The organism is Pseudarthrobacter sp. LMD1-1-1.1 (genome assembly GCF_040676255.1).
In the GTDB taxonomy this organism is placed as follows: domain Bacteria; phylum Actinomycetota; class Actinomycetes; order Actinomycetales; family Micrococcaceae; genus Arthrobacter.
This window is the reverse complement of record NZ_JBEGHP010000001.1, coordinates 765,179-786,351: the sequence shown is the minus strand read 5'-3', so window position 1 is coordinate 786,351 and position 21,173 is coordinate 765,179. Positions and strand designations below refer to the sequence as shown.

General features: G+C 67.1%; 15 protein-coding genes. 6 read left to right on the top strand and 9 right to left on the bottom strand.

What is annotated here, in order from left to right; translation table 11 throughout:
• The first annotated feature begins 46 nt into the window (after positions 1 to 46).
• The gene (locus tag MRBLMD1_RS03815; RefSeq protein WP_159631527.1) at positions 47 to 1,477 is read left to right on the top strand and encodes a zinc-dependent metalloprotease; all 1,431 of its coding nucleotides are present in this window, start codon (positions 47 to 49) and stop codon (positions 1,475 to 1,477) included.
• 59 nt (positions 1,478 to 1,536) lie between these two features.
• Here the strand turns inward: MRBLMD1_RS03815 and MRBLMD1_RS03810 are convergent, their stop codons facing one another.
• Genes MRBLMD1_RS03810 through nudC form a run of 3 tightly spaced genes read right to left on the bottom strand, consistent with a single transcriptional unit; the run spans position 1,537 to position 5,406 of the window.
• The gene (locus MRBLMD1_RS03810; protein WP_364397589.1) at positions 1,537 to 2,196 is read right to left on the bottom strand and encodes a M48 family metallopeptidase; all 660 of its coding nucleotides are present in this window, start codon (positions 2,194 to 2,196) and stop codon (positions 1,537 to 1,539) included.
• A complete protein-coding gene (locus MRBLMD1_RS03805; protein ID WP_159631526.1) occupies positions 2,193 to 4,328 on the bottom strand; it encodes an ATP-dependent DNA helicase UvrD2 in 2,136 nt (711 codons plus the stop codon). The genes MRBLMD1_RS03810 and MRBLMD1_RS03805 overlap by 4 nt, the downstream gene beginning before the upstream one ends.
• Before the next feature lie 55 nt (positions 4,329 to 4,383).
• Positions 4,384 to 5,406, bottom strand: a complete 1,023-nt coding sequence (nudC, locus tag MRBLMD1_RS03800; RefSeq protein ID WP_364397587.1) for an NAD(+) diphosphatase — start codon at positions 5,404 to 5,406, stop codon at positions 4,384 to 4,386.
• A 142-nt stretch (positions 5,407 to 5,548) separates the two neighbouring features.
• Here nudC and MRBLMD1_RS03795 point away from each other — a divergent pair, with 142 nt between their 5' ends.
• A complete protein-coding gene (locus MRBLMD1_RS03795) occupies positions 5,549 to 6,820 on the top strand; it encodes a macrolide 2'-phosphotransferase (protein ID WP_159631524.1) in 1,272 nt (423 codons plus the stop codon).
• A 59-nt stretch (positions 6,821 to 6,879) separates the two neighbouring features.
• Here MRBLMD1_RS03795 and MRBLMD1_RS03790 read toward each other — a convergent pair whose 3' ends face one another.
• The 3 genes from MRBLMD1_RS03790 to MRBLMD1_RS03780 form a co-directional block, all read right to left on the bottom strand.
• The gene (locus MRBLMD1_RS03790; RefSeq protein WP_364397584.1) at positions 6,880 to 10,383 is read right to left on the bottom strand and encodes a UvrD-helicase domain-containing protein; all 3,504 of its coding nucleotides are present in this window, start codon (positions 10,381 to 10,383) and stop codon (positions 6,880 to 6,882) included.
• Positions 10,380 to 13,610, bottom strand: a complete 3,231-nt coding sequence (locus MRBLMD1_RS03785) for an ATP-dependent helicase (protein ID WP_364398005.1) — start codon at positions 13,608 to 13,610, stop codon at positions 10,380 to 10,382. Before MRBLMD1_RS03785 ends, MRBLMD1_RS03790 begins: the two co-directional genes overlap by 4 nt.
• 77 nt (positions 13,611 to 13,687) lie before the next feature.
• Positions 13,688 to 14,104, bottom strand: coding sequence for an MGMT family protein (locus MRBLMD1_RS03780; protein WP_255172697.1), 417 nt, complete (start codon positions 14,102 to 14,104; stop codon positions 13,688 to 13,690).
• A 63-nt stretch (positions 14,105 to 14,167) separates the two neighbouring features.
• On the opposite strand from MRBLMD1_RS03780, the gene MRBLMD1_RS03775 reads away from it, so the two are divergent.
• The 4 genes from MRBLMD1_RS03775 to MRBLMD1_RS03760 all read left to right on the top strand — a co-directional run bounded on the left by MRBLMD1_RS03775 (position 14,168) and on the right by MRBLMD1_RS03760 (position 17,672).
• Positions 14,168 to 14,878: a 3'-5' exonuclease gene (locus MRBLMD1_RS03775; RefSeq protein WP_159631521.1), complete on the top strand. Its 711-nt coding sequence runs from the start codon at positions 14,168 to 14,170 to the stop codon at positions 14,876 to 14,878.
• Between the two features lie 329 nt (positions 14,879 to 15,207).
• Positions 15,208 to 16,161, top strand: coding sequence for an ABC transporter substrate-binding protein (locus tag MRBLMD1_RS03770; protein ID WP_159631520.1), 954 nt, complete (start codon positions 15,208 to 15,210; stop codon positions 16,159 to 16,161).
• Positions 16,162 to 16,173: 12 nt separating this feature from the next.
• On the top strand, positions 16,174 to 16,938 hold the full coding sequence (locus MRBLMD1_RS03765) for an amino acid ABC transporter permease (protein ID WP_159631519.1): 765 nt from the start codon (positions 16,174 to 16,176) through the stop codon (positions 16,936 to 16,938).
• Complete coding sequence (locus tag MRBLMD1_RS03760; RefSeq protein WP_159631518.1) at positions 16,935 to 17,672, top strand: amino acid ABC transporter ATP-binding protein; 738 nt, start codon at positions 16,935 to 16,937, stop codon at positions 17,670 to 17,672. Before MRBLMD1_RS03765 ends, MRBLMD1_RS03760 begins: the two co-directional genes overlap by 4 nt.
• A 72-nt stretch (positions 17,673 to 17,744) precedes the next feature.
• On the opposite strand, the gene hemL is transcribed toward MRBLMD1_RS03760, so the two are convergent.
• From hemL to hemB, 3 genes are read right to left on the bottom strand one after another with little or no spacing between them, the layout of a single operon-like run.
• Positions 17,745 to 19,076 carry a glutamate-1-semialdehyde 2,1-aminomutase gene (hemL, locus tag MRBLMD1_RS03755; RefSeq protein ID WP_159631517.1) on the bottom strand — a complete coding sequence of 444 codons (1,332 nt, stop codon included), beginning with the start codon at positions 19,074 to 19,076 and terminating at the stop codon, positions 17,745 to 17,747.
• A 34-nt stretch (positions 19,077 to 19,110) separates the two neighbouring features.
• Positions 19,111 to 20,184: an LLM class flavin-dependent oxidoreductase gene (locus MRBLMD1_RS03750; RefSeq protein WP_364397580.1), complete on the bottom strand. Its 1,074-nt coding sequence runs from the start codon at positions 20,182 to 20,184 to the stop codon at positions 19,111 to 19,113.
• The gene (gene hemB / locus MRBLMD1_RS03745) at positions 20,181 to 21,164 is read right to left on the bottom strand and encodes a porphobilinogen synthase (RefSeq protein ID WP_364397578.1); all 984 of its coding nucleotides are present in this window, start codon (positions 21,162 to 21,164) and stop codon (positions 20,181 to 20,183) included. Before hemB ends, MRBLMD1_RS03750 begins: the two co-directional genes overlap by 4 nt.
• Positions 21,165 to 21,173 lie beyond the last annotated feature (9 nt).

Sequence of the window (21,173 nt, the reverse complement as noted above, 5' to 3'; positions counted from 1 at the left end):
GTACCGTGAAGGTTGATCAACAGTCACACCATCGATCGGCGGGACCATGACCTCCAACCCACTCAATCCGTCCAACGGCGACGACACCCCTAAGGATCCGTTGACCGAAATGCTGCAGAACCTGATGGGCGGCAAGGGGATGGAAAACTTCGACCCCTCCGAACTCGCCAAGGCTGCCGGCCTGCCGGACGACCCCAACCTGCTGGCCCAGATGTTTTCCCAGGTGCAGGCCATGATGAGTGCACCGTCCGAGGGCCCGGTCAACTGGACGCTGGCCCATGACAACGCCCGGCGCGTTGCCGCCGGCAGCTCCGACCCGTCGGTTTCGGCCCAGCAGTCGCGGGAGGTGGACGAAGCCCTCCGCCTCGCCGAGCTGTGGCTGGACCCGGTCACGGACCTGCCCGCCACCGGCCTGATCGGCAAAGCCTGGTCACGCGCCGAATGGGTGGAGGCCACCCTGGGCACCTGGAAGCGGCTGACCGAACCCGTGGCCAACAGCATCGCCAATGCGCTGTCCTCCGCCATGACGGAGCAGATGCCGGAGGAGATGAAGTCCATGATGGGCGGCGCCTCCTCCATGCTGCAGAACATGGGCGGCGCGATCTTCGGCATGCAGCTGGGCCAGGCCATCGGCGCCCTGTCCAAGGACGTGGTGAGCTCAACCGATATCGGCGTCCCGCTGGCCGACCTTGAAATGGCACTGCTGCCGGCAAACGTTGCCGCCTTCGGCGAGGGCCTGTCCCTGCCGGAGAACGATATCCGGCTGTTCCTTGCCGTGCGGGAAGCCGCCCACGCTCGGCTCTTCGTGCAGGTGCCCTGGCTGCGCAGACACCTTCTGGGTGCGATCGAGGCCTATGCCCGCGGCATCCACATCGACACCTCGCGCATCGAGGAACTGGCCCGCGACCTGGACCCGAGCAACCCGGAGGGCATCCAGGAGGCGTTGTCCCAGGGTGTGTTCATGCCGCAGCGGACCCCCGCCCAGGAACAGGCCCTGGAGAAGCTCGAGACGGCGCTCGCCCTGGTGGAGGGCTGGGTTGACGAACTGACGGCGGCGGCCACCGAGAAGGTGCTGCCGTCGGCCGGGGCGCTCCGGGAAACCGTGCGGCGGCGCCGGGCAACGGGCGGTCCGGCCGAGCACGCCTTCGCCTCCCTGGTGGGGCTGGAGCTGCGGCCGCGCAGGCTTCGAGATGCCGCATCCCTCTGGGCCACGCTGAAGGACGAACGCGGGATCGAGGGCCGGGACGCCATCTGGCACCACCCCGACCTGCTGCCCACGGCCGAAGACCTGGACGATCCGAAGGGCTTCAGCTCACGCCGCAAGCTGGCCGAGGCCAGCGACAGCGAAGTTGATGACGCCCTGCAGAAACTGCTGAGTGGCGGGTTTGACGATGCCTCCGCTGAAGACGGCGGAGCCGCGGACACCAAAGATGCCGGGGACAACGACGACGACGGAACCGGCCAGCCCAAAGGCTGACATATAGAGACCCAAAGAAAGACCCCGGTGGGCCAGGATTTCCTGGCCCACCGGGGTTTTCAGCATCCGATCGGTGTTCCGGACGTGGGCTGGCCGGCGACGCCGCTGCCGGCCGTGCCGTCCTTCTGCAGCCCCTCCAGCCCCCGGGACGTCGCGAACGAAACGCCCTCCAGGAATGCTTTGGCCCGCTGGGTTTCCGGATACGCCTCCAGCAGCTTCCAGAATGCGGCGTTGTGTGAGGCCACCAGGAGGTGGGCCAGTTCGTGCAACAGGACGTAGTCGATGACCCATTGGGGCATCGGCCGCAGTTTGTCCGACAGCCGGATGGTTCCGTCGGCCGGCGTGGCGGAGCCCCACCGGGAGTTCTGGTTGCTGACCCAGCGGACGGACGTGGGCGCCGGCCTGCCGCCGAGGTACTGTGCCGACAGCTGTGCGGCGTGGGCTGCAAGGGCATCATCGGTGGCGGGGCGCCGCCGCCCGGCTGCAGCCCGCCGCTCCCCCTGCTTGTGCAGCTTCGCCAGCATGCGCTGCACCCACTCCCGTTCCTGGGCAGCAGTGAAACGCGCCGGAATGGCGACCACCGCCGTTCCGTCCTCCCAGAATGCGGCTACCGTCCGCGTCCGCCTGGCAGAACGCCGCACCTCAACCGGAGAACCGTGGGATGTGGTCAGTGATGCTGCCTGCGGCGTGCCGCTGCTTGCCGGGCTGCCCCGCCTCACAGGACGGAACTTTCGACCAGGACCCGGAGGACGTCTTCACCGTACTTTTCGAGCTTTGACGGGCCGACGCCCGCGAGGCCGGCGAGCTCCTCCAGGGACGCCGGCCTGGCTTCGGCAATGGCGGTGAGGGTGGCATCGGTGAAGACGACGAACGCAGGGACGTCCGCCGACTGGGCCACCTCGCGGCGCCAGTTTCGCAGGGCGTCAAAGGTCTGTTCCTCGTACGTGGGGGGACAGGCGTTGCAGCGGCCCACCTTGCGTTCGGCCCCGGTGGCGAGCATGGTCCCGCAGACCCGGCACACAGCGGGCGCGGCAGCCTTCCTCCGGGGCGGGGTTCCCTTTCCGCGGGCACTTGAACTTGCCACCGAGTCAGGCCGCAGCCCGTCCAGGAACCGGGACGGCTTCCGGTTGGCGCGGCCGCCGGGAGTCCGGGCGGTGCTCCACGAGAGGGACAGGTGCTCACGGGCCCGGGTGATGCCGACATACAGCAGCCGGCGTTCCTCATCCACCGATTCGGGAGAATCCGCGAAGGAAATGGGCATCAGGCCCTCACTGAGCCCCACCAGGAAGACCGCGTCCCATTCCAGGCCCTTGGCTGCGTGGAGGGAAGCGAGGGTCACGCCTTGGACGGTGGGCGCGTGCTGGGCCAGGGAGCGTTCCTGGAGTTCGTTGACGAAATCGGCCAGGCCAAACCCGGCACCACGGTTTTGGACGAGTTCATCGGCGAGCGCCACCAGCGCCGCGAGCGACTCCCACCGCTCACGCAGGGCTCCCCCGCTGTGCGGGGCAGAATCCGTGTACCCGAGGGACGAGACGATGTCCCGGACCAGCTGGCCCAGGGGTTCCGGTGTATCGGTTTCGGAAACGGCCCGGGTGGCTGCGCGCAGCTGGAGGATGGCGTCCCGGACCTCCTTGCGGGCGAAGAAGCGTTCGCCGCCCCGGAGCTGGTAGCCGATTCCTGCCGCCGCGAGCGCCTGTTCGTAGGCTTCCGACTGGCCGTTGGTGCGGAAAAGGACGGCTACCTCGCTGGCGGGAGTCCCGGCGTCGAGCAGTGCCTTGATCTTCTGCGCCACCGTGGCGGCTTCGGCCTCGTCATCCGAGCATTCGGTGAACTGGGGCGCCGGGCCGGCGGGGCGCTGCGCCACAAGCTGAAGGGGAGCTGCCCAGGCGGCGTCAGCGGCAGGGCCACCACTCCGTCGGCCGGCCAGCAGGTCATTGGCCAGTTTCACCACCTGCGGGGTGGAACGGTAGTCCCGGACGAGCTTGACCACATTGGCCTGCGGATAGCGGGTTTTGAAGTCCAGCAGGTGCCTGGGCGATGCGCCGGTGAAGGAGTAGATGGTCTGGCTGGCGTCGCCCACCACGCACAGTTCGTCACGGCCGCCGAGCCACAGCTCCAGGAGCCGCTGCTGCAGCGGGGAAACGTCCTGGTACTCGTCCACGACGAAGTGCCGGTACTGTTCCCGGACCGTGGCAGCAACCTTCTCGTCCTCCTGCAGGATGCCCACCGTGATCAGCAGGACGTCCTCGAAGTCGATCACGTTGCGGTCCGTCTTGACGTCCTCATAGGACTGGAAAACGCGGGCCACCGCAGTAAGGTCGAACCCGCCGGGAGCGCCCCTCCCCTGCGCGTTTTCCAGGTAATTGGCGGGGGTAAGCATGGACACTTTGGCCCACTCGATCTCAGACGCAAGGTCGCGGATGGAGGCCCGGTCCGTACTGAGCCGGAGCCGCCGGGCGGCCTCGGCAAGCATCTGGGCCTTGTGGTCCAGCAGATTGGGCAGCGTGCCGCCCACGGCCTGCGGCCAAAAGAACTGCAGCTGGCGCAGGGCCGCGGCGTGGAACGTCCGGGCCTGCACATTTCCGGCACCGAGGTCGCGCAGCCGGCTTCGCATTTCCGCCGCCGCCCGGGCAGTGAAGGTCACGGCGAGCAGGCGCTGAGGGCTGTAAACGCCCGAGTGGACGCCATAGGCAATGCGGTGGGTGATGGCACGGGTCTTGCCGGTCCCCGCGCCGGCCAGCACGCACAACGGGCCGTTCAGCGTGCTGGCCACCTCACGCTGTTCTGCGTCCAGCCCCCCAAGGATCCGGTCCTCAAGGGAGGCTGCTCCGTCAAAATTTTCTGTAGTCACTTCTGCTGCTTTGTTTCTCGACTACCGCGTGCTGGAGTCTGGTGGATGGAATAACTTAGTCGCCGGTCCGGTCCTGGATCCGGCCGCCGTACCAGTGCTCAATGAGGGAGCGGGCAATGGAGAGCCTGCTGGAAATGGTGATCTCACCACTGAGCACCGCTTCCTGGAGTTCCTCGCGGCTGAACCAGCGGGCCCTGGTGACCTCCACGCCGTCGGGCGTTGCCTGGGCGTCCTCGGTGACGGCGGTAAATCCAAGCATAAGGGAGGCCGGGAACGGCCATGACTGCGAGCCGAGATACTGGCAGGCAGTGACCCGGACGCCGACCTCTTCCTGGATCTCGCGGACCACAGCATCCTCCAAAGACTCCCCCGGCTCAACAAACCCGGCCAGGGTGGAGTAATTCCGGGCGTCCACGGGGCCACCCCCGCCAAGGAGCAGCCGGCCGCCCGGGCCGACGACCGTGACGATGATGGCGGGATCGGTCCGTGGATAGTGCTCAGAATTGTCGGCCGGGCAACGGCGTACCCAGCCGCCGGCTTCAACGTCCGTCGGTGTGCCGCAGCGGGGGCAGTGTGTGTGGGCTGCATGCCAGTTGGCGATGGCGCTGGCTTCCACGAACAGGGCTGTGGAGGTGGCGGTCAAGCCTGCTGCGACGTCACGGAAGCCGGCCCAGGACGCATCCGCGGGAATACCGGCGGTGCCGGGATCCGGAGGTGCAGGCAGGACGAACAGCAGCAGCTCGGTCCCCGCCGGAACGTCCGAAGCAGGCAGGGCGGATCCGAGGTACACCACGAGCTCCGGCGCTGATCCCGCCGCTTTGAGGTGTGCCAGGAGTTCCCTGGCCCCGGTCAGGACCAGGTTGCTGCCGCGCACCAGGCCTTGCCGGCCTGAGAGTACTGCGGCCAGCGCGTCCGGCCCGGCCAGCAGGTCATCAATCATTCCGGCCCTGATGCGGGCGGCTGATCCGCGGTCCACCAGTGCCGGCCTGACCGGCAGCAGGGTGTCCACCAGATGGTTCGCCGGCAACGGCGCCGGTACAGCCTGGTGGACGGTTACAGCGGACTCCGTGTGGCTCATGCTTCCACCGTACTGACTGCTACAGACATTTCACATTTCGGCCGGGCCCCATCGGCCCCGGGGTGCCCCCTAATTCCAGCTATCTGGAGACTCGCCGCGGCCAGACCGCCGTCAGGGACGGCGCGCAATCTACCGTGGAACGGTGAGAAGAAAACCGATTGAACTGGCGGCGATTGCAACCGCGGCAGTCCCCGGACTGACCCCGACAGCTGTTAGCTCTGCGCCGGACGACCCCGCGGACTTCGACTCGGCCCTGCTCCTCGATTCCGAAGGCAAGCGTTGGCGGGTCCGGTCGCCGCGGCACGCCGAAGCCAGCGCACGGCTGGAAACGGAGTTCCTGGTGCTGCGCGCCTTCGCTCCCGCTGTCCGGGCGGAACTGCCGTTCCTGATGCCAACGGTCGCCGGCAGTGTCCGGCTTGGAAGCCTGACCACCTTCGTCTACTCACACCTGTCCGGGAGCACGCGCAGCGTGGAAGAGCTGACCTCGGGACCGTCAGGGCTTGCCCGCGAAATCGGTTCCGCGCTGGCCGCGGTCCATGACCTCCCCCGGTCGCTGGTCAGCAATGCCGACCTCCCCAGCTACACGCCCAATGAGTTCCGCCAACGGAGGCTGAACGAACTGGACCAGGCGGCAACGACGGGCAAGATCCCCGCCGCACTGCTGCGCCGCTGGGAACATGCCATGGAGGACGTATCCCTCTGGCGGTTCAACCCCTGCGTTGTCCACGGCGACCTGCACGAGGACAACCTGCTGGTGGAGTCAGGCCGGGTGACTGCGGTAACCGGCTGGACGGACCTGCGCATCGGCGACCCCGCAGACGATTTCGCCTGGCTGGTGGCCTCCAACGAACAGGACTTCATTGATGCCGTACTGAAGTCGTACACGTCCAGCCGCCGCGACGTGCCGGACCAGCACCTGCTGCGCAGGGCCGCCCTGTCAGCCGAGTTTGCCTTGGCGCAGTACCTGGTCAAGGGCCTCGCAGCCGGCGACCACAACATGGTCAGCGAGGCCGAGGGAATGCTCGAAAGCCTTGCCAGCGACATCGCCGAATTCGGCGGCCAGCCGATCAGTGTGGAGCCGCTGCCGGCCAAAGGCACTCCCGCCGGACCGGCAGCAGCCGTACCGGCGGCGGCCGGAACGTCCGCTGCAGTCCCGGCCCCCTTGCATGGCAGTTCCGCGGTCAGTCCCGCAGTGACGGTCATCCCCGTCCCCGCCGAACCGGCAGCAGACACCACGCCGGATGTCCCGGCGCCGGCGGCAGTTCAAGCACAGCCCGCCGTCCACGTGGCCCCCATCCCGGCGGAGCCTGCCGCCACGGATGCTGAGGCCGCGGAGGTGCGGGCCGGTGACACCAAGGCGGCGGACGACACGTCCACGGCAGCTATCTCGGTCATCAACGCGAACCGGAGCTGATCCGGACAGGCCGGCCCCCTGAGGAACCACCGTGGCGTCCCTCAGGTGCGGGCGCGGCCTCAAGGCCGGGTAATCGCAGCGGCAACGATTCCTTCCAGGTCGGCTGCCGTCCCAAGGTCGTGCGGCCGCACTACCGCGTTGTCAGCAACGTAGAAGAATGCCGCCCGCACTTCCTCCAGCGGAACATCCTTGAGCCGCGCCCATGCCAGCCGGTAGACCGCCAGCTGCACCGCCCGGGTCTTCAGCTGCTGTGCGGACGGCGGCCGGCCGGTCTTCCAGTCCACCAGGTCCCAGCGGCCGTCGGCGTCCTGGAATACTGCGTCCACCCGTCCGCGGACCACCACTTCGCCCACCCTGGTTTCCACGGGAACCTCGACGAAGGCCGGTGACCTGTCAGCCCAGGGGGAAGCCTTGAAGGTGGCCACCATCTCATCAAGGTCGTAGGCAGCATCGATGTGGTCGTCCGAACCCGGTGCTTCGCCGAGGTCCAGCATGCCGGCCTTTCCGAAATACTCCTCCACCCAGGCATGGAACGCCGTACCCTTCCGCGCCGACATGCCCGGTTCGCGCGGCACAGGGCGGCGCAGGCGGCCCAGCACTGCCGTGGGGTCGTCTCCAAGGTCAACAAGGGTGGAAGCCGATATATGGGTGGGCAGGTGCACGTCCTGGCCACCTGACCTCCTTGCCCTGCGATCCAGCAGCAACGCAGCTTCGCGTGCCCAGCCTGCAGCGGCCCCCGTGAGGCCTGGCAGTGGACGGCCTTCCTCTCCGGGCTTGCCCGCCTGCCCTGTCCCCCCAGTCCGAGGCGGCCGGGCGGAACCGGCGGCCAGTAGTCCGAGCACCTGTTGCGCCGCCGTTTCCATGGCCGTCCTGCGCCCGCCGGCCAGGCGCAGGCGTTCACCCGTGCGTGGGTCGACGGGTCCTTCAAGGGGATCGTAGGGCCAGCGGGCTTCTTCCGTCTCCTGCGTCAGCGGGCTCTGTTGGGGCAACGCTGCCTCTTCCAGCGAGAACGGATGGACTACAGCCGGCACCCGGGATCTGCCATCAGCCGGTTGCGTGAGGGCTTCCAGTTCCGCGAGGAACGGGGACATTTCCGCGCGACCGGCCCGCGATCCCACCCAAGCGGCACTGGACACCCACAGGACATGCTTGGCCCTGGTGTAGGCGACGTAAGCCAACCGCCGTTCCTCCGACTCCCCGTGGGCCTGCACGCCGGCTTTGTACTCTTTCTCGGCATCCAGCCAGCCTTTCTGGTCCGGCTGGTCGAGGTCCCACTGCGGCAGGTCTGCCCGGTCCCCACGCAGCGGCCAAGGCAGCGCAGCAGAGCCGCTGCTCCAGCGTGAATCCCGGTCGCTGGGGAAGGCGCCCGCGTTCATCCCCGGGACAAACACGACATCCCACTCCAGGCCCTTGGAAGCGTGCACCGTCAGCAGCTGCACGGCTTCCCGGTTGACGCCGCTGGCCGGCGCCTCCAATCCGTTTTCCTCCGCCGACGCAGCCTCAAGCCAGGACAGGAAAGCGAGGATGTCCACCCGTTGGGAGGTGCGGAGGAACCCTGCCGCCGCATCCTGGAAGGCGTCGAGGTTGCGGCGGGCCTGATGGATGCTGATTCCGGGGCGGGCGGCCACCTCGATGTCCAGCAGCATGGCCCTTTCGACCTCCCCCAGGAGCGTGGTGAGGTCGTCCCCGAGGTAGCCACGAAGTTGCCGCAGCTCGGCTGACAACCTGGCCAGCCTGCTGCGCGCCTCCGTGCTGAGGGTGCGGCCATTGGACGAGGTCCATCCGTCCCGGGGCAGGAAGTCCAGGGCCTCCACCAGGCTGGCTCCGTCGGTCAGGTCACCCTCGAGGATGGGGGCATCTGCTTCGTCGTTGTCCTGGACGTCGTCATCGAACCCCTGCGCAGCCTTCCCCCGGCTGCGTGCCAGCTGGCCGGACCAGTCGCGCAGGGCCATGAGATCGGCAGGTCCTATCCGCCACCGGGCACCTGCGATAAGCCGCATGAGGGCATCAGACCGGCCTGGGTCTGCAAGGACGCGCAGGGTGGCCACCAGGTCCACGATTTCCGGGGTGTCCAGGAGGCCGCCGAGGCCCACGATTTCATAGGGGATGCCCCGGGCCTCGAACTGCCGCCGGACGGGCTCCATCTGCGCGCGTCGGCGGCACAGCACGGCGAGCGCAGGGGGCTCCGGTGTACCGTCCGGCTTCAGCTCGAAATCCGTCACCCGGTACCGCAGGACATCGTCAGCCAGGGCAGCAGCTTCCTCTACGTCGCTGGCGAAGCGCCCCAGCACCACGGTTCCGTCCACGGCGTGCGGGCTCGGTTGCAGCGGCGGTACTTCAGCAGCGGCCGGCCTGCTTCCGGCAGGTCCATGCTGCGCAGCTGTCCGGCCAAGGGATTGGGACATGATGTTCGCAGCTGCGAGGATCGACCGGCCGTTCCGCCATGCAGTGGTCAGGAAGGAGGTGGGCGCGGGCGCCCAGCCGGTTCCGTCCTCCGCTTCCCCGGTGCGCACGGGAAACTCGCGAACGAAGTGGAACAGCTGCCCCGCCGAAGCGCCGCGAAAACCATAGATCGACTGGTTGGGGTCGCCGACCGCCGTCACGGCATGGCCGCCGCCAAAAAGGCGGGAAAAGAGCACCAGCTGGGCATACGACGTGTCCTGGAATTCGTCGAGCAGAACCACTTTGTATCTTTGGCGTTCCATCTGGGCCGCCAAAGGAACATCCTGCGCCACCTTGGCAGCGAGGGCCACAAGGTCGCCGAAGTCGAGCGCCCCGCGGGCCCGTTTGGCGGCGGCGTAGCGGCCCACCATGTCGACGACGCTTGCCCGGGTCCGCAGCATACCGCCGAGGTCCAGCGCCGCCTTTGGTGTGTTCCTCTTCTTGTCGGCCAGGTACGGCAGGGATTCAAACTCCGAAAGACGCGCCATCAGCCACGCTTCCACGTCTTCGGGTTCCTGAAGGTGTTCGGCGCATTCACCAGCCAGCTGTATGACGGCCTTGACCAGGGTGGACTTTGCGGCGCGGAAGTGCTGGTATTCGCCGTCGTAGGCTTCAACCACCTCGCTGGCCAGCTGCCAGGCCTGCGCACCCCCCAACAGAACCACGTCCCGCTCCACCCCGAGCCGCAGGCCGTAGTCGGAAACGATGCCGCTGGCGAATGAGTGGTAGGTGGACACTTTGGGCTCCAGGGCGTCACTGCTGAGCAGCCCCGCCGGGAAAAGCTCCCGGTGGTCGTCCTTCGCGGCAAGGCGCTGCAGCGCCAGGAGTTTTGACCGGATCCGGCTGGCGAGTTCACCCGCAGCTTTGCGGGTGAAGGTCACGCCCAGGACTTCCTCAGGGGTAACCCATCCGTTGGCCACCAGCCATACCACCCGGTCCGCCATGGTGGCGGTCTTGCCCGATCCGGCGCCCGCGATGACCAGCCGGGGCGCCAAGGGCGACGAGATGATGGCGGATTGCTCGGGCGTGGGAGTGTTCTTCTCGCCGAGCAGCAAGGACAGTTCTTCGGGGCTGAAACGCACCGCCGGGGTGGCTTCCACAGCAGGCAAGGCCCCACTCATTCGGTCACCTGCCGTCCACGCACGCACAGCGGGCACACCTCGGGAAGACGGCAACCATGACCGCCGTGGCTGCCCTTGGCAGGATCGTGCCGGGCAATGAATTCACGTCCACCCATGACGGCTGCGGCCTCCTTGACCATGTCCAATGCCCAGTTCTCCTGTGGGTCGAGTGGTTCCTGCTGTTGGATCGCTGGACTTTTTGCCCCGGTCCCGAGCTGCGCCAGCACGGCCCCGCCGGACAGGCCCTGGCCGCCGCCGGAAGCGTCAAACCCGCCCGCGAGCACTGCTGCCTGGTACGCGCCCAGTTGCGGATGGCGGGACAGTTCGTCCTTGCCCGGCTGCCTCTTGCCGGTCTTGAGGTCCACCACTACCAGCCGGCCTTCCCCATCGATCTCCAGCCGGTCCACCTGGCCGCGGAGCACGGCGTCCCGCGGCGGAGCTTCATCCACCGCCACCCCTCCGAGGGCCACTTCGAAGTCCTGTTCAACACCCAGCAGGCTGCGGCCCTCGTCCCTCATGGACAGCACATACTGCGCCAGCTTCCGCACCATGGACTCGGCACGCTGGAAGTCCAGTCGGCCCTCCCAATTGTCCTTCATGCCCAGCGCAGGCCACCGGCGCACGAGTTCGGCAACGTACTCGGATCCGGGTGCGTCCGGCATGTCCTGCGCGATGGCATGTACCAGGGTGCCCAGGCTGCGGGCGAAGTCCGTGGCAGGCTCCCCTCCCGCTGCCTGGACGAACCAATCCAACGGCGACTTCTGCACCGTCTCCACCTTCGACGGGGACACGGACACAGTTCCCCCGGGCGGGACCACAGCCTCGGATGTGGTCAGGGGGGCGAGTCCCCACCAGCTGCCAGGGTGGGCTCCTGCCACAGCTGGTTCGGCCGCTGCGAGCTGCGCCAGGATCCTGGCGGCTTCCGCCGCCTGTGGCGCCGCGGCATCGAGCTGGGCATGCTGCCTGAGCTCCGCCACCAGGGCGCGGAGTGTCATGGGCCGTTCCACCTGGGTGAAAGCCCGGCCCTCGGCTTCCGGCCCCAGGGGTGAAACAAAATCCAGGAACGACGACGGTTGGTGGTCCTCCGACGAAACCGCCGTGCAGACCAGCAGTTCGCGTGCCCTGGACACCGCCGTGGAGAAGCTGCGGAGTTCGTCATAGCGGATATCCCGCAGGCGGCTGAGGGGATCGCGCTGCAGGGCATATTGCGGGCCATGTTCCACGGCGTCCGCGTACAGGGTGCTGCCGAGCAGTTCACCGCGGAGCCTCGTATTGGGCCACACCCCCTCCTGCAGCCCGGCAATGATCACCACGGGCCACTCCCGCCCTGCCGCGCTGGCCGGCGTCATCAACTCCACAGCGTCATCGAGCTGGGCCCGGGCGGCGAGGGTGTCCATGGGAAGCTCCTGGTTCAGGAGATACTCCAGGAACTGTTCCGGCCCGGCGCCGGGCATCTGGTCCACGTAGCGTTCCGCGGTGTGGAAAAGCGCCATCATCGCATCAAGGTCGCGGTCAGCCCGCGCCCCATGCGGTCCGCCCGACAAAGCTGTCGCTGTCCAGGCCGACGACAGGCCTGTTGAGTCCCAGAGCGCCCACAGTACCGACTCGGCGTTGGCCCCCGGGAGTCCGGCTGCTTCCCGCCCCGCACGGATCATCCGCGCGGTGCGCCGTGCTGCGCGCCCTTCGATCCCCAATGCGCCCAGCGCCCCCGGCTCAAGCAGGGCCTGGACCAGCAGCGCATCACTGGCGCGGCCCCCGCCGCCCAGGAGTTCCTCGCGCCGCAACGATTGCCGGAGCCTGCGCAGCTCAATGGAGGTAGCGCCGCCGATGCGGGAGGTGAGGAGGGACACCGCGGCTTCGGGCGTCAAAAGCTCCGGATCCAGCGCAATGGCGAACGCATCGAGGAGCGGACGTACGGCTACCTCATCGCGCACGGCGGATTCAGCCACGGGCACCCGTACGGGAATGCCCTGCCCGGACAAATAGCGCTGCAACTCGCTGACCTGGCCGCCGTTGCGCACGATCACTGCCATGTCCGCAAGATCACGGTTGTGGTTGATGTGCTGGTCCAAGATCCGCTGGGCAACGTACCGCAGCTCATGCACCGGAGTAGGGACAAGGTGGGCCTCGACGATGCCGGGTTCGCCGGCGTCTCCGGGCCGGCTGAGGCGGCGGGCCAGTTGGCCGCCTGCCCGCTGCGAGATGCGGCCTGCGACGTTCAACCACGCCTCTGCCACTGCAGGCGCCAGGCCGTGGGCATGCCACAGCGGACGCTCGAGGACAGCCGATTGTGCTGACAACAGCCGGGGCAGTTCAGCCACCAAGTCCGGCCGGGCGCCCCGGAACCCCTGGACCACAGTGTCTGGGGACGACGTCACGTAGCAGTCTTTACCGGCGGCGATATCCGCCAGCAATTCAAAGATGGCCGGGTTTGCTTCCTGGATATCGTCCACCAGGACAACCTGCAGCCTGGCACGTTCCGCTGCAAGGAATTCCGGCGCGTCCTGGAAGATCTGCCGGGCGGCCGTGATGATGCCGGCGGGGTCAAAGGCTTCGGGCATCCGCAGGTCGAGGACGTCCCGGTACTCGGCGTAGAGGCGCGCCGCCGCCTTCCAGTCCGGCCGGCCGCAGGCGTCCGCCAGTTGCGCAAGGTCTTCAGCCGTGCGGCCCGATTCAATGATGCGGTCAAAGAGTTGCCGCACCTCCTGGCGGAACCCCCTGGTTTCCAGGGCGCCATCAAGATCGGACGGCCACGGCAGTTCCAGGCCCGGCAGCCTGTGGCCCTCAAGGAGTTCCTTGATGATGAGGTCCTGTTCGGGGCCTGACAACAGGCGCGGCGGCCTGGACAACGGTATGACGCCTTCAGCCTTGGCGCGCCGGATCAGGTCGAATGCGTACGAGGCCCATGTCCTGGCAGGAGTGGTGCTGAGGCTCCTGTCCAGCCGGGCAGTGAAACGGTCCCGCAGGAAGTCGGCAGCAAGCCGGGTGGGCGCAAGGATCAGCATGCGTTCCGGATCCACGCCGTCGCGGAAGACCCGCTGGACCGCGGCCTCCACGAGGACGGTGGTTTTTCCCGTGCCTGGTGCACCCGGAACCAGGACTGGCCCGGAGCCTTGGGTGACGTCAACCGCTGCCTGCTGGTCGGGTGTCAGCAGGAATGACTCGGCGTGCACCCGCCGGGGCGGCAGCAACCGGAGGGCACTGCCGCCGTCCGGGCTTCCGGGCATGGGGAAAGCCGGCTCCCTGCCTGCTTCCGGCTCCTGCCGGTGCGGGTCCCAGGGTCCGGTCAAAGGAATCGTTACGGTCACAAAATCATTCCATCATCAGGCACCGACAACCTGTGGAGCCGACGCTCCAGTTCCTCGGCAACTGCGTCGATACTGTCAAAATCACTGTCTGTTGGCGCCCAGCGTGCCGTGCCCAAATCCACCCGCCACCGCCCCTCCCCCGTGCGGAGGTAGGAACTGTAGTCGCCAACCAGCGGAGTGCCTTCTTCAAGGTAAAGCAGGAGGGCCTCGGCCTCGTGCCCCGGGGGTGCGTGGCCGCTGGCCTTCAGGACGCGCCACCAAGGGACGGCGCCACCGTGATGGCTCATGACGGAACCGACCTGGCGCGGGCCGCCCGCACCCAGGAGCTCGGCAACGTCCCCATAGGATACGGCCGCCCCCGGCGGTACCAGGCCCACGACGGCCAGGACCGCCTGGACGTACTCATTCCGCATTGATCCAATCTAGCCGCAGTGGCGTTCCCGGGAATTGTCGGTGGGTCCCCTTAGCGTTGAAGCATGAGTTCCTGGAACACCCTCCCCCGCGCAGCGTTCGATCTGGAAACCACGGGCCGCAACTCGCGGGCGGCAAGAATCGTCACGGCATCAATCACCGTAGTGGACCACCAGGGTGAGGTCATCAAGGAGCATGAGTGGCTGGCCGATCCGGGGGTGGAGATACCCGTGGAGGCCAGTGACGTCCACGGCATCACCACCGAACAGGCCAGGCGTGAGGGCCGCCCTGCCCACGAGGTCACGCGTGAGGTGGCCACAGTCCTTCAGGAGCTGTTTGATTCCGGCACCCCGGTGATCGCCTTCAACGCGAGCTATGATTTCACGGTCCTCGCCGCCGAGTCGGCCCGGTACGGGATTCCGCAGCTGAGCCGGTTCCCCGTCCTGGATCCCTACATCATGAACAAGCAGGTTGACCGCTACCGCAAGGGGAAGCGGACACTCACCGCGCTGTGTGAGGAGTACGGGGTGGTCCTGGACAATGCGCATACCTCCGCGGCGGACGCCCTGGCCACCCTCAGGGTGCTGGATGCCATGGCGGGCAAGTTCCCCAAGCTGATGATGCCGGCCAGCCAGCTGCACCAGCTTCAGGTGGACTGGGCGGTCAGCCAGGCATCGGACTTCCAGGAGTACCTCCGGAAGACGAAACCGGCCGCCGTGATCGAGGGAGACTGGCCCGTGCTGCCGCCGCAGGATGCTACGGCAGGGGGCTTCTAGGCTGCGCCGGTGCTTCTTCAGTGGGAGGCATGTCACAGTCACGCCGCTTAATAAAGCGCAGGCTTGAAGCAAGGGCATCGTTCGCCCCAGCAGCGTAATAGCGCTGCAACTGCGGGCACTATCAGCCGTGGGGCGGAATAAAATTCGGCCTCACAGCGGACGGACTCCCCTTTGTTCGCCTAACCTCCGGTATCCGCCCAAGTGAGACAATAAAGTTTTGCCGGTCACCCCTGCCGCGGACAGCTGGATCAGCGCCGGGCAGGTGCCAGGCGCCACAGCGCTGCCTTGCGGCCCGGTCGACTTATGCCTCATATGAAAGTGACAACCTGATGAAAATCAAAGCGATGAAATGGCTCACTACCGCTCCTGTTGCAGTGGCCCTCGCGGTTTCCCTTGCAGCCTGCGGTGGCGGGTCTTCCCAGCCCAGCGGCACCCCCACCGATGCCCTCGCCGGCAGCGACCAGCAGACGCTGGACAAGTACACCACCGCCAGCGTCACCCCGATCGATAAGATCGACAAGTCCAAGCTCGGCCTCATCACCGAAGGCACCCTGCGTGTAGGAACCCTCTCGGACGCCCCGCCCAACATCTTCATCGATCCCTCCGGCAAGTTCACCGGCTACGACAACGAACTGCTGCGCGCCATCGGTGACAAGCTGGGCCTGAAGGTTGAATTCGCCTCCACCGATTTCTCCGCCCTGCTGTCCCAGGTGGCCAACAAGCAGTTCGACGTCGGGTCCTCCTCGATCTCCACCACCGACGCCCGCCGGAAGACCGTTGGCTTCACCAACGGTTACGACTTCGGCTACATGGCTGTCGTCACCAAGAACGGCTCCAAGGTCAACGGCTTTGCCGACCTCAAGGAAGGCGTCCGCATCGGCGTCGTCCAGGGCACTGTGCAGGATGACTACGTCACCAACACCCTCAAGCTGGAGCCTGTCCGCTTCCCGGACTACAACACCGTTTACGGCAACGTGAAGAACGGCCAGATCGACGCCTGGGTGGCACCGTCCCAGCAGGCGACCGGCCAGGTCAAGGACGGCGACAACACCAAGATCGCCGAAAAGGTTGTGAACACCCAGAACTTCACCGCGTACGCAGTGAACAAGGACAACCAGCCCCTGATCGACGCCCTCAACTCCGGCCTGGACGCAGTCATCGCCGATGGGACCTGGACCAAGCTGACGTCCGAATGGTACAAGGACCGCCCGACCGTTGCTGAGCAGACCCCGCAGGGCTGGAAGCCGGGCAGCAAGGCCGTCCAGATCCCGGCCGCCAAGTAACCAGGGCGTTCCATGGATATCCTCAAGCAACTCGCTGACACTTTCCTTGACTGGAAGGCGATGGGCGAAGTCATCCCCAAGATGTTCGCCGTCGGTTTGCCGAACACCCTCGTGCTCGCCATCATCTCCGGCATCATCGGGACAGCCCTCGGGATGCTGCTCGCCCTGATGGGGATCTCCCGGAACGCAGCAGCGCGCTGGGTCGCACGGGTCTATACCGACATCCTCCGCGGCCTTCCGCCTGTCCTGACCATCCTGGTCATCGGATTCGGATTCGGTCCGATCGTCCGTGAATTTACGGGTTCGACGAGCCCGTATCCGATGGCGGTCGCAGCACTGTCCCTGATGTCCGGCGCCTACATCGGGGAGATCTTCCGCTCCGGCATCCAGAGCGTTGACAAAGGGCAGCTGGAGGCATCCCGCGCCCTGGGGTTCGGCTACGGTGCATCCATGCGCCTGGTAGTGGTTCCCCAGGGCATCCGCCGGGTGCTTCCTGCCCTGGTCAACCAGTTCATTGCGCTGATCAAGGAGTCATCCCTGGTCTTCCTCCTCGGCCTATTGGCCAGTGAGCGGGAAATCTTCCAGATCGGCAAGGACGCGGCAGCCACCACCGGCAACCTTTCGCCCTACGTGGCGGCCGCCGTCTTCTACCTGGTACTCACCATCCCGTTGACCCACTTCGTGAACTGGATCGATGCCCGGTTGCGCAGCGGCCGGCCCGAAAAGAAAGAACCGGACGACGCCGCAGCCGTCGTTGGAAAGGGAGCCCAGGCATGAGCGAGTTCGCATCAGGAACGCTGAGCGCCAAGAACATCCACCTTTCCTTCGGAAGCAACCACGTGCTGCGGGGCATCGACCTGCATGTGCCCCAGGGCACCACGGCGTCAGTCATCGGCCCGTCGGGATCCGGTAAGTCCACCCTGCTGCGGGTCATGAACCGGCTGATCGAACCCGACCAGGGGGACATCCTGCTGGACGGCCGCTCGGTCCTGAAGGACAATCCCGACGAGCTCCGCCGCAGGATCGGCATGGTGTTCCAGCAGTTCAACCTGTTCCCCCACAAGACGGTGGAGGAAAACGTCTCGCTGGCCCTGCGCAAGCTGCGCAAGCTCTCGAAGGAGGAGGCGCGCAGCGAGGCGCTGGAACAGCTGGACCTGGTGGGCCTGAAGCACAAGGCCGAGTCCCGGCCAGCCAACCTTTCCGGCGGCCAGCAGCAGCGCGTGGCAATCGCCCGTGCACTGGCCATGAAGCCTGAGGTGATGTTCTTCGACGAGGCCACCTCTGCCCTGGACCCCGAGCTGGTCAAGGGTGTCCTGGCCTTGATGACGGACCTCGCCAAGGGCGGCATGACCATGGTGGTGGTGACCCACGAAATGGGCTTCTCCCGCAACGTCTCCGACGCCGTGACGTTCATGGATGCCGGGGTCGTGGTGGAGTCCGGGCCGCCTGAGCAGCTCTTCACCGAGCCAAGGACGGACCGGCTCAAGGGCTTCCTCTCGGACGTCCTCTAACGCCCCGCACGCAAAGAAAATCCCCGGCTGCAGCCTGCAGCCGGGGATTTTTCTTAGGGGACGACGGCGGTGCTAGCCCTGGGCGGCTGCGGCCGCTTTTGCCGCGGCAGGCAGTGCGTCGTAGATCCGGTTCATGGCGGCGTCGTCGTGGGCGGCGGAGAGGAACCACGCCTCGAAGACCGACGGCGGCAGGTAGACCCCGGACTCCAGCATGGAGTGGAAGAACGGCGCGTAGCGGAACGCCTCCTGCGCCTGTGCATCGGCGTAGTTGTGGACCCCGTTGGCGGAGGTTCCAAAGGCCACCGAGAACAGGTTTCCCGCGAACTGGATCGAGTGGTCCACCCCTGCGGAGTCCAGCGCGTTGGAGACGGCGGAGGAGAGCTCCAGGGAACGGACGTCGATGAAGGAGTAGACATCGCGGGTGGCGTGGGTCAGGGTGGCAACGCCGGCCGCCATCGCCACCGGGTTCCCGGACAGCGTACCGGCCTGGTAGACGGGGCCGGTGGGCGCGAGGTAGTCCATGACGTCGGCACGGCCGCCGAGGGCCGCCGTCGGCATTCCACCGCCGATGACCTTGCCGAAGGTGAGCAGGTCGGGGGTCCACGGGTTTTCCGCATCCGGCGCACCGCCGGTGAGGCCCCAGTAGCCCGAGTAACCGGTGCGGAACCCGGTCAGGACTTCATCGACGATGAGGAGCGCGCCGTGCTCCCGGGTGATCTGCGACAACCCAAGGTTGAATCCCTCGGCAGGGGTGACTACGCCCATGTTCGCCGGCGCGGCCTCGGTGATCACGGCAGCGATGTTCGGCCCGTGCACGGCGAAGGCTTCCTTGACGGCGGTGAGGTCGTTGTACGGCAGCACCAGCGTTTCCGCGGCGGTTGCTTCGGTGACACCGGCGGAGCCGGGCAGGGCGAGGGTCGCCAGGCCGGAGCCTGCGGCAGCCAGGAGTCCGTCCAGGTGGCCGTGGTAGCAGCCGGCGAACTTGATGATCAGGTTGCGGCCGGTGAATCCGCGGGCCAGCCGGACGGCGGTCATGGTGGCTTCGGTGCCGGTGGACACCATCCGGAGGCGTTCGACGGCGGGAACGCGCTCCTGGACGATGGCTGCCAGGTTGGCCTCGTCCGGGGTGGAGGCGCCGAAGGAGAGCCCCCGGTCGACGGCGGCGTGGACCGCCTCCAGCACGGCCGGGTGGGCGTGGCCCAGCAGGGCCGGGCCCCAGGAGCAGACCAGGTCCACGTATTCCTTGCCGTCGGCATCTGTCAGGTACGGTCCCTTCGCGGAGACCATGAAGCGCGGGGTCCCACCGACGGAGCCAAAGGCCCGCACCGGCGAGTTGACGCCGCCGGGCATCAGCCGGCGGGCGCGGTCGAAGAGTGCCTCGTTGCGAGGATTGCTGGAAGTCATGGTTTCTATTCTCTCAGTTAGCCGGGAAGCTCAGTCAGCCGGCGAGCAGTTCCGCCACCCGGGGCGCCACCGCCGTGCCCATCAGTTCGATGGAGCGCATCATGGCGCTGTGCGGCAGCGGACCGTTGCTGTATTTCAGGTCGAAGCGGTCAACACCCAGGTTCCGCTTCAGCCGGACGATTTTTTGGGCCACCGTTTCCGGTGATCCGACGTAGAGGGCCCCTTCTGCGGAACAGAGGGCATCGAACTCTCCGCGTCCGGCCGGACCCCACCCGCGCTCGGCCCCGAGCCTGTTCCGGAGTGACAGCCAGTGGGGATAGAGCTCTTCCCGTGCCTGCTCATCCGTGTCGGCAACATGGCCCGGCGAGTGCGTGGCCATCTGCTGCATGGGATGTCCGTACTTACCCATCGCCTCGCGGTAGAGGTCGGCCAGGGGCCGGAAGCCCCGCGGCTGGCCGCCGATGATGGCGAAGATGATCGGGTAACCGTACTGGGCGCACCGCAGCACGGATTCGGGGGTGCCGCCCACGCCGATCCAGGTGGGCAGCAGGTGGTGCTCCAGGGGCGGGTAAACGCTCAGCCCGTGCAGGGCGGGACGCGTGCGGCCTTCCCAGTGCACGGGTTTTTGCGCCCGGACCTTGTCGAACAGTTCGAGTTTTTCTTCGAACAGGACCTCGTAGTCCGCCAGGTCCAGCCCGAACAGCGTGAAGGACTCAATGAACGATCCGCGCCCGAGCATCACTTCGGCCCGGCCGTTGGAGATGGCGTCCACGGTGGCAAAGCGCTGGAACACCCTGATGGGATCGTCCGAGCTGAGGACTGTCACGGCGGATCCGAGCCGGATGCGGGACGTGCGCGCCGCGGCGGCGGCCAGGAAGACTTCCGGCGCGGAGACGGCGTAGTCCTTGCGGTGGTGCTCCCCCACGCCAAAGGCATGGAGTCCGACGGCGTCCGCCAGTTCCGCCTGCTCCAGCAGTTGGCGCAGGACTTGGGCGTGGGGCTGCGGGCTGCCGTCCGGGTTCGCGCCGATGTCACCGAAGGTGTTCAGGCCAAGGAGGATGCGGTCCTCCCCCACGGGTGCGGTTGGCGCGGTGGAAGGTTCGGTCACCGGGTTTCCTTCAGCCAGCCGGCCAGTTCGGCGGCCCAGTAGGTGAGGACCGTGTGGGCGCCGGCACGCCGGATGCCCAGTACGGACTCGGTGATGGCGGCGCGGCGGTCGATCCACCCGTTGGCGGCGGCGGCCTCGATCATCGCGTATTCGCCGGAGATCTGGTACGCGGACACCGGTACCGGGCTCATGGCGGCAACGTCTGCCACGATGTCCAGGTAGCTCATGGCCGGCTTGACCATGATGATGTCTGCTCCCTCGGCCAGGTCCAGTTCCACCTCACGCAGGGCCTCGGTGCGGTTTCCGGCGTCCATCTGGTAGGTCCGCCGGTCGCCCGTGAGCTGGGAGTCCACGGCCTCGCGGAAAGGTCCGTAGAACGCGGAGGCGTACTTCGCGGCATACGCGATAACGGACGTGGTGACGTGCCCTGCGTCGTCCAGTGCCGAGCGGATGGCGGCAATCTGGCCGTCCATCATGCCGGAGGGGCCCAGCATGTGGGCGCCGGCCTCTGCCTGGGCCACGGCCATCCTGGCGTAGATCTCCACGGTGCGGTCGTTGTCCACGTAGCCGTCGGCGTCGAGCACTCCGCAGTGCCCGTGGTCGGTGAATTCGTCCAGGCAGACGTCACTCATGATCACCAGGTCATCGCCCACCTCCGCGCGGACGTCCCGGATGGCTTTGTTCAGCACGCCCTCCGGATCCAGGGACGCGGTGCCCTCGGCGTCGCGGGTTTCGGGAATTCCGAAGAGCATGATGCCGCCCAGGCCGAGCTCAACCGCTTCGGCGGCGGCCCGTTTCAGGGTGTCGGTGGTGTGCTGGACCACGCCCGGCATGGACGTGATGGGGTTGGGCTCGGTGAGTCCCTCCCGGATGAAGGCGGGAAGGATGAGCTCGGCCGGGGCGAGGCGTGTTTCGGCGGTGAGCCGGCGCATGGCAGGGGTGGTGCGCAGGCGGCGGGGGCGTTGGGTGGGGAAAGTCATGGGTCCTGT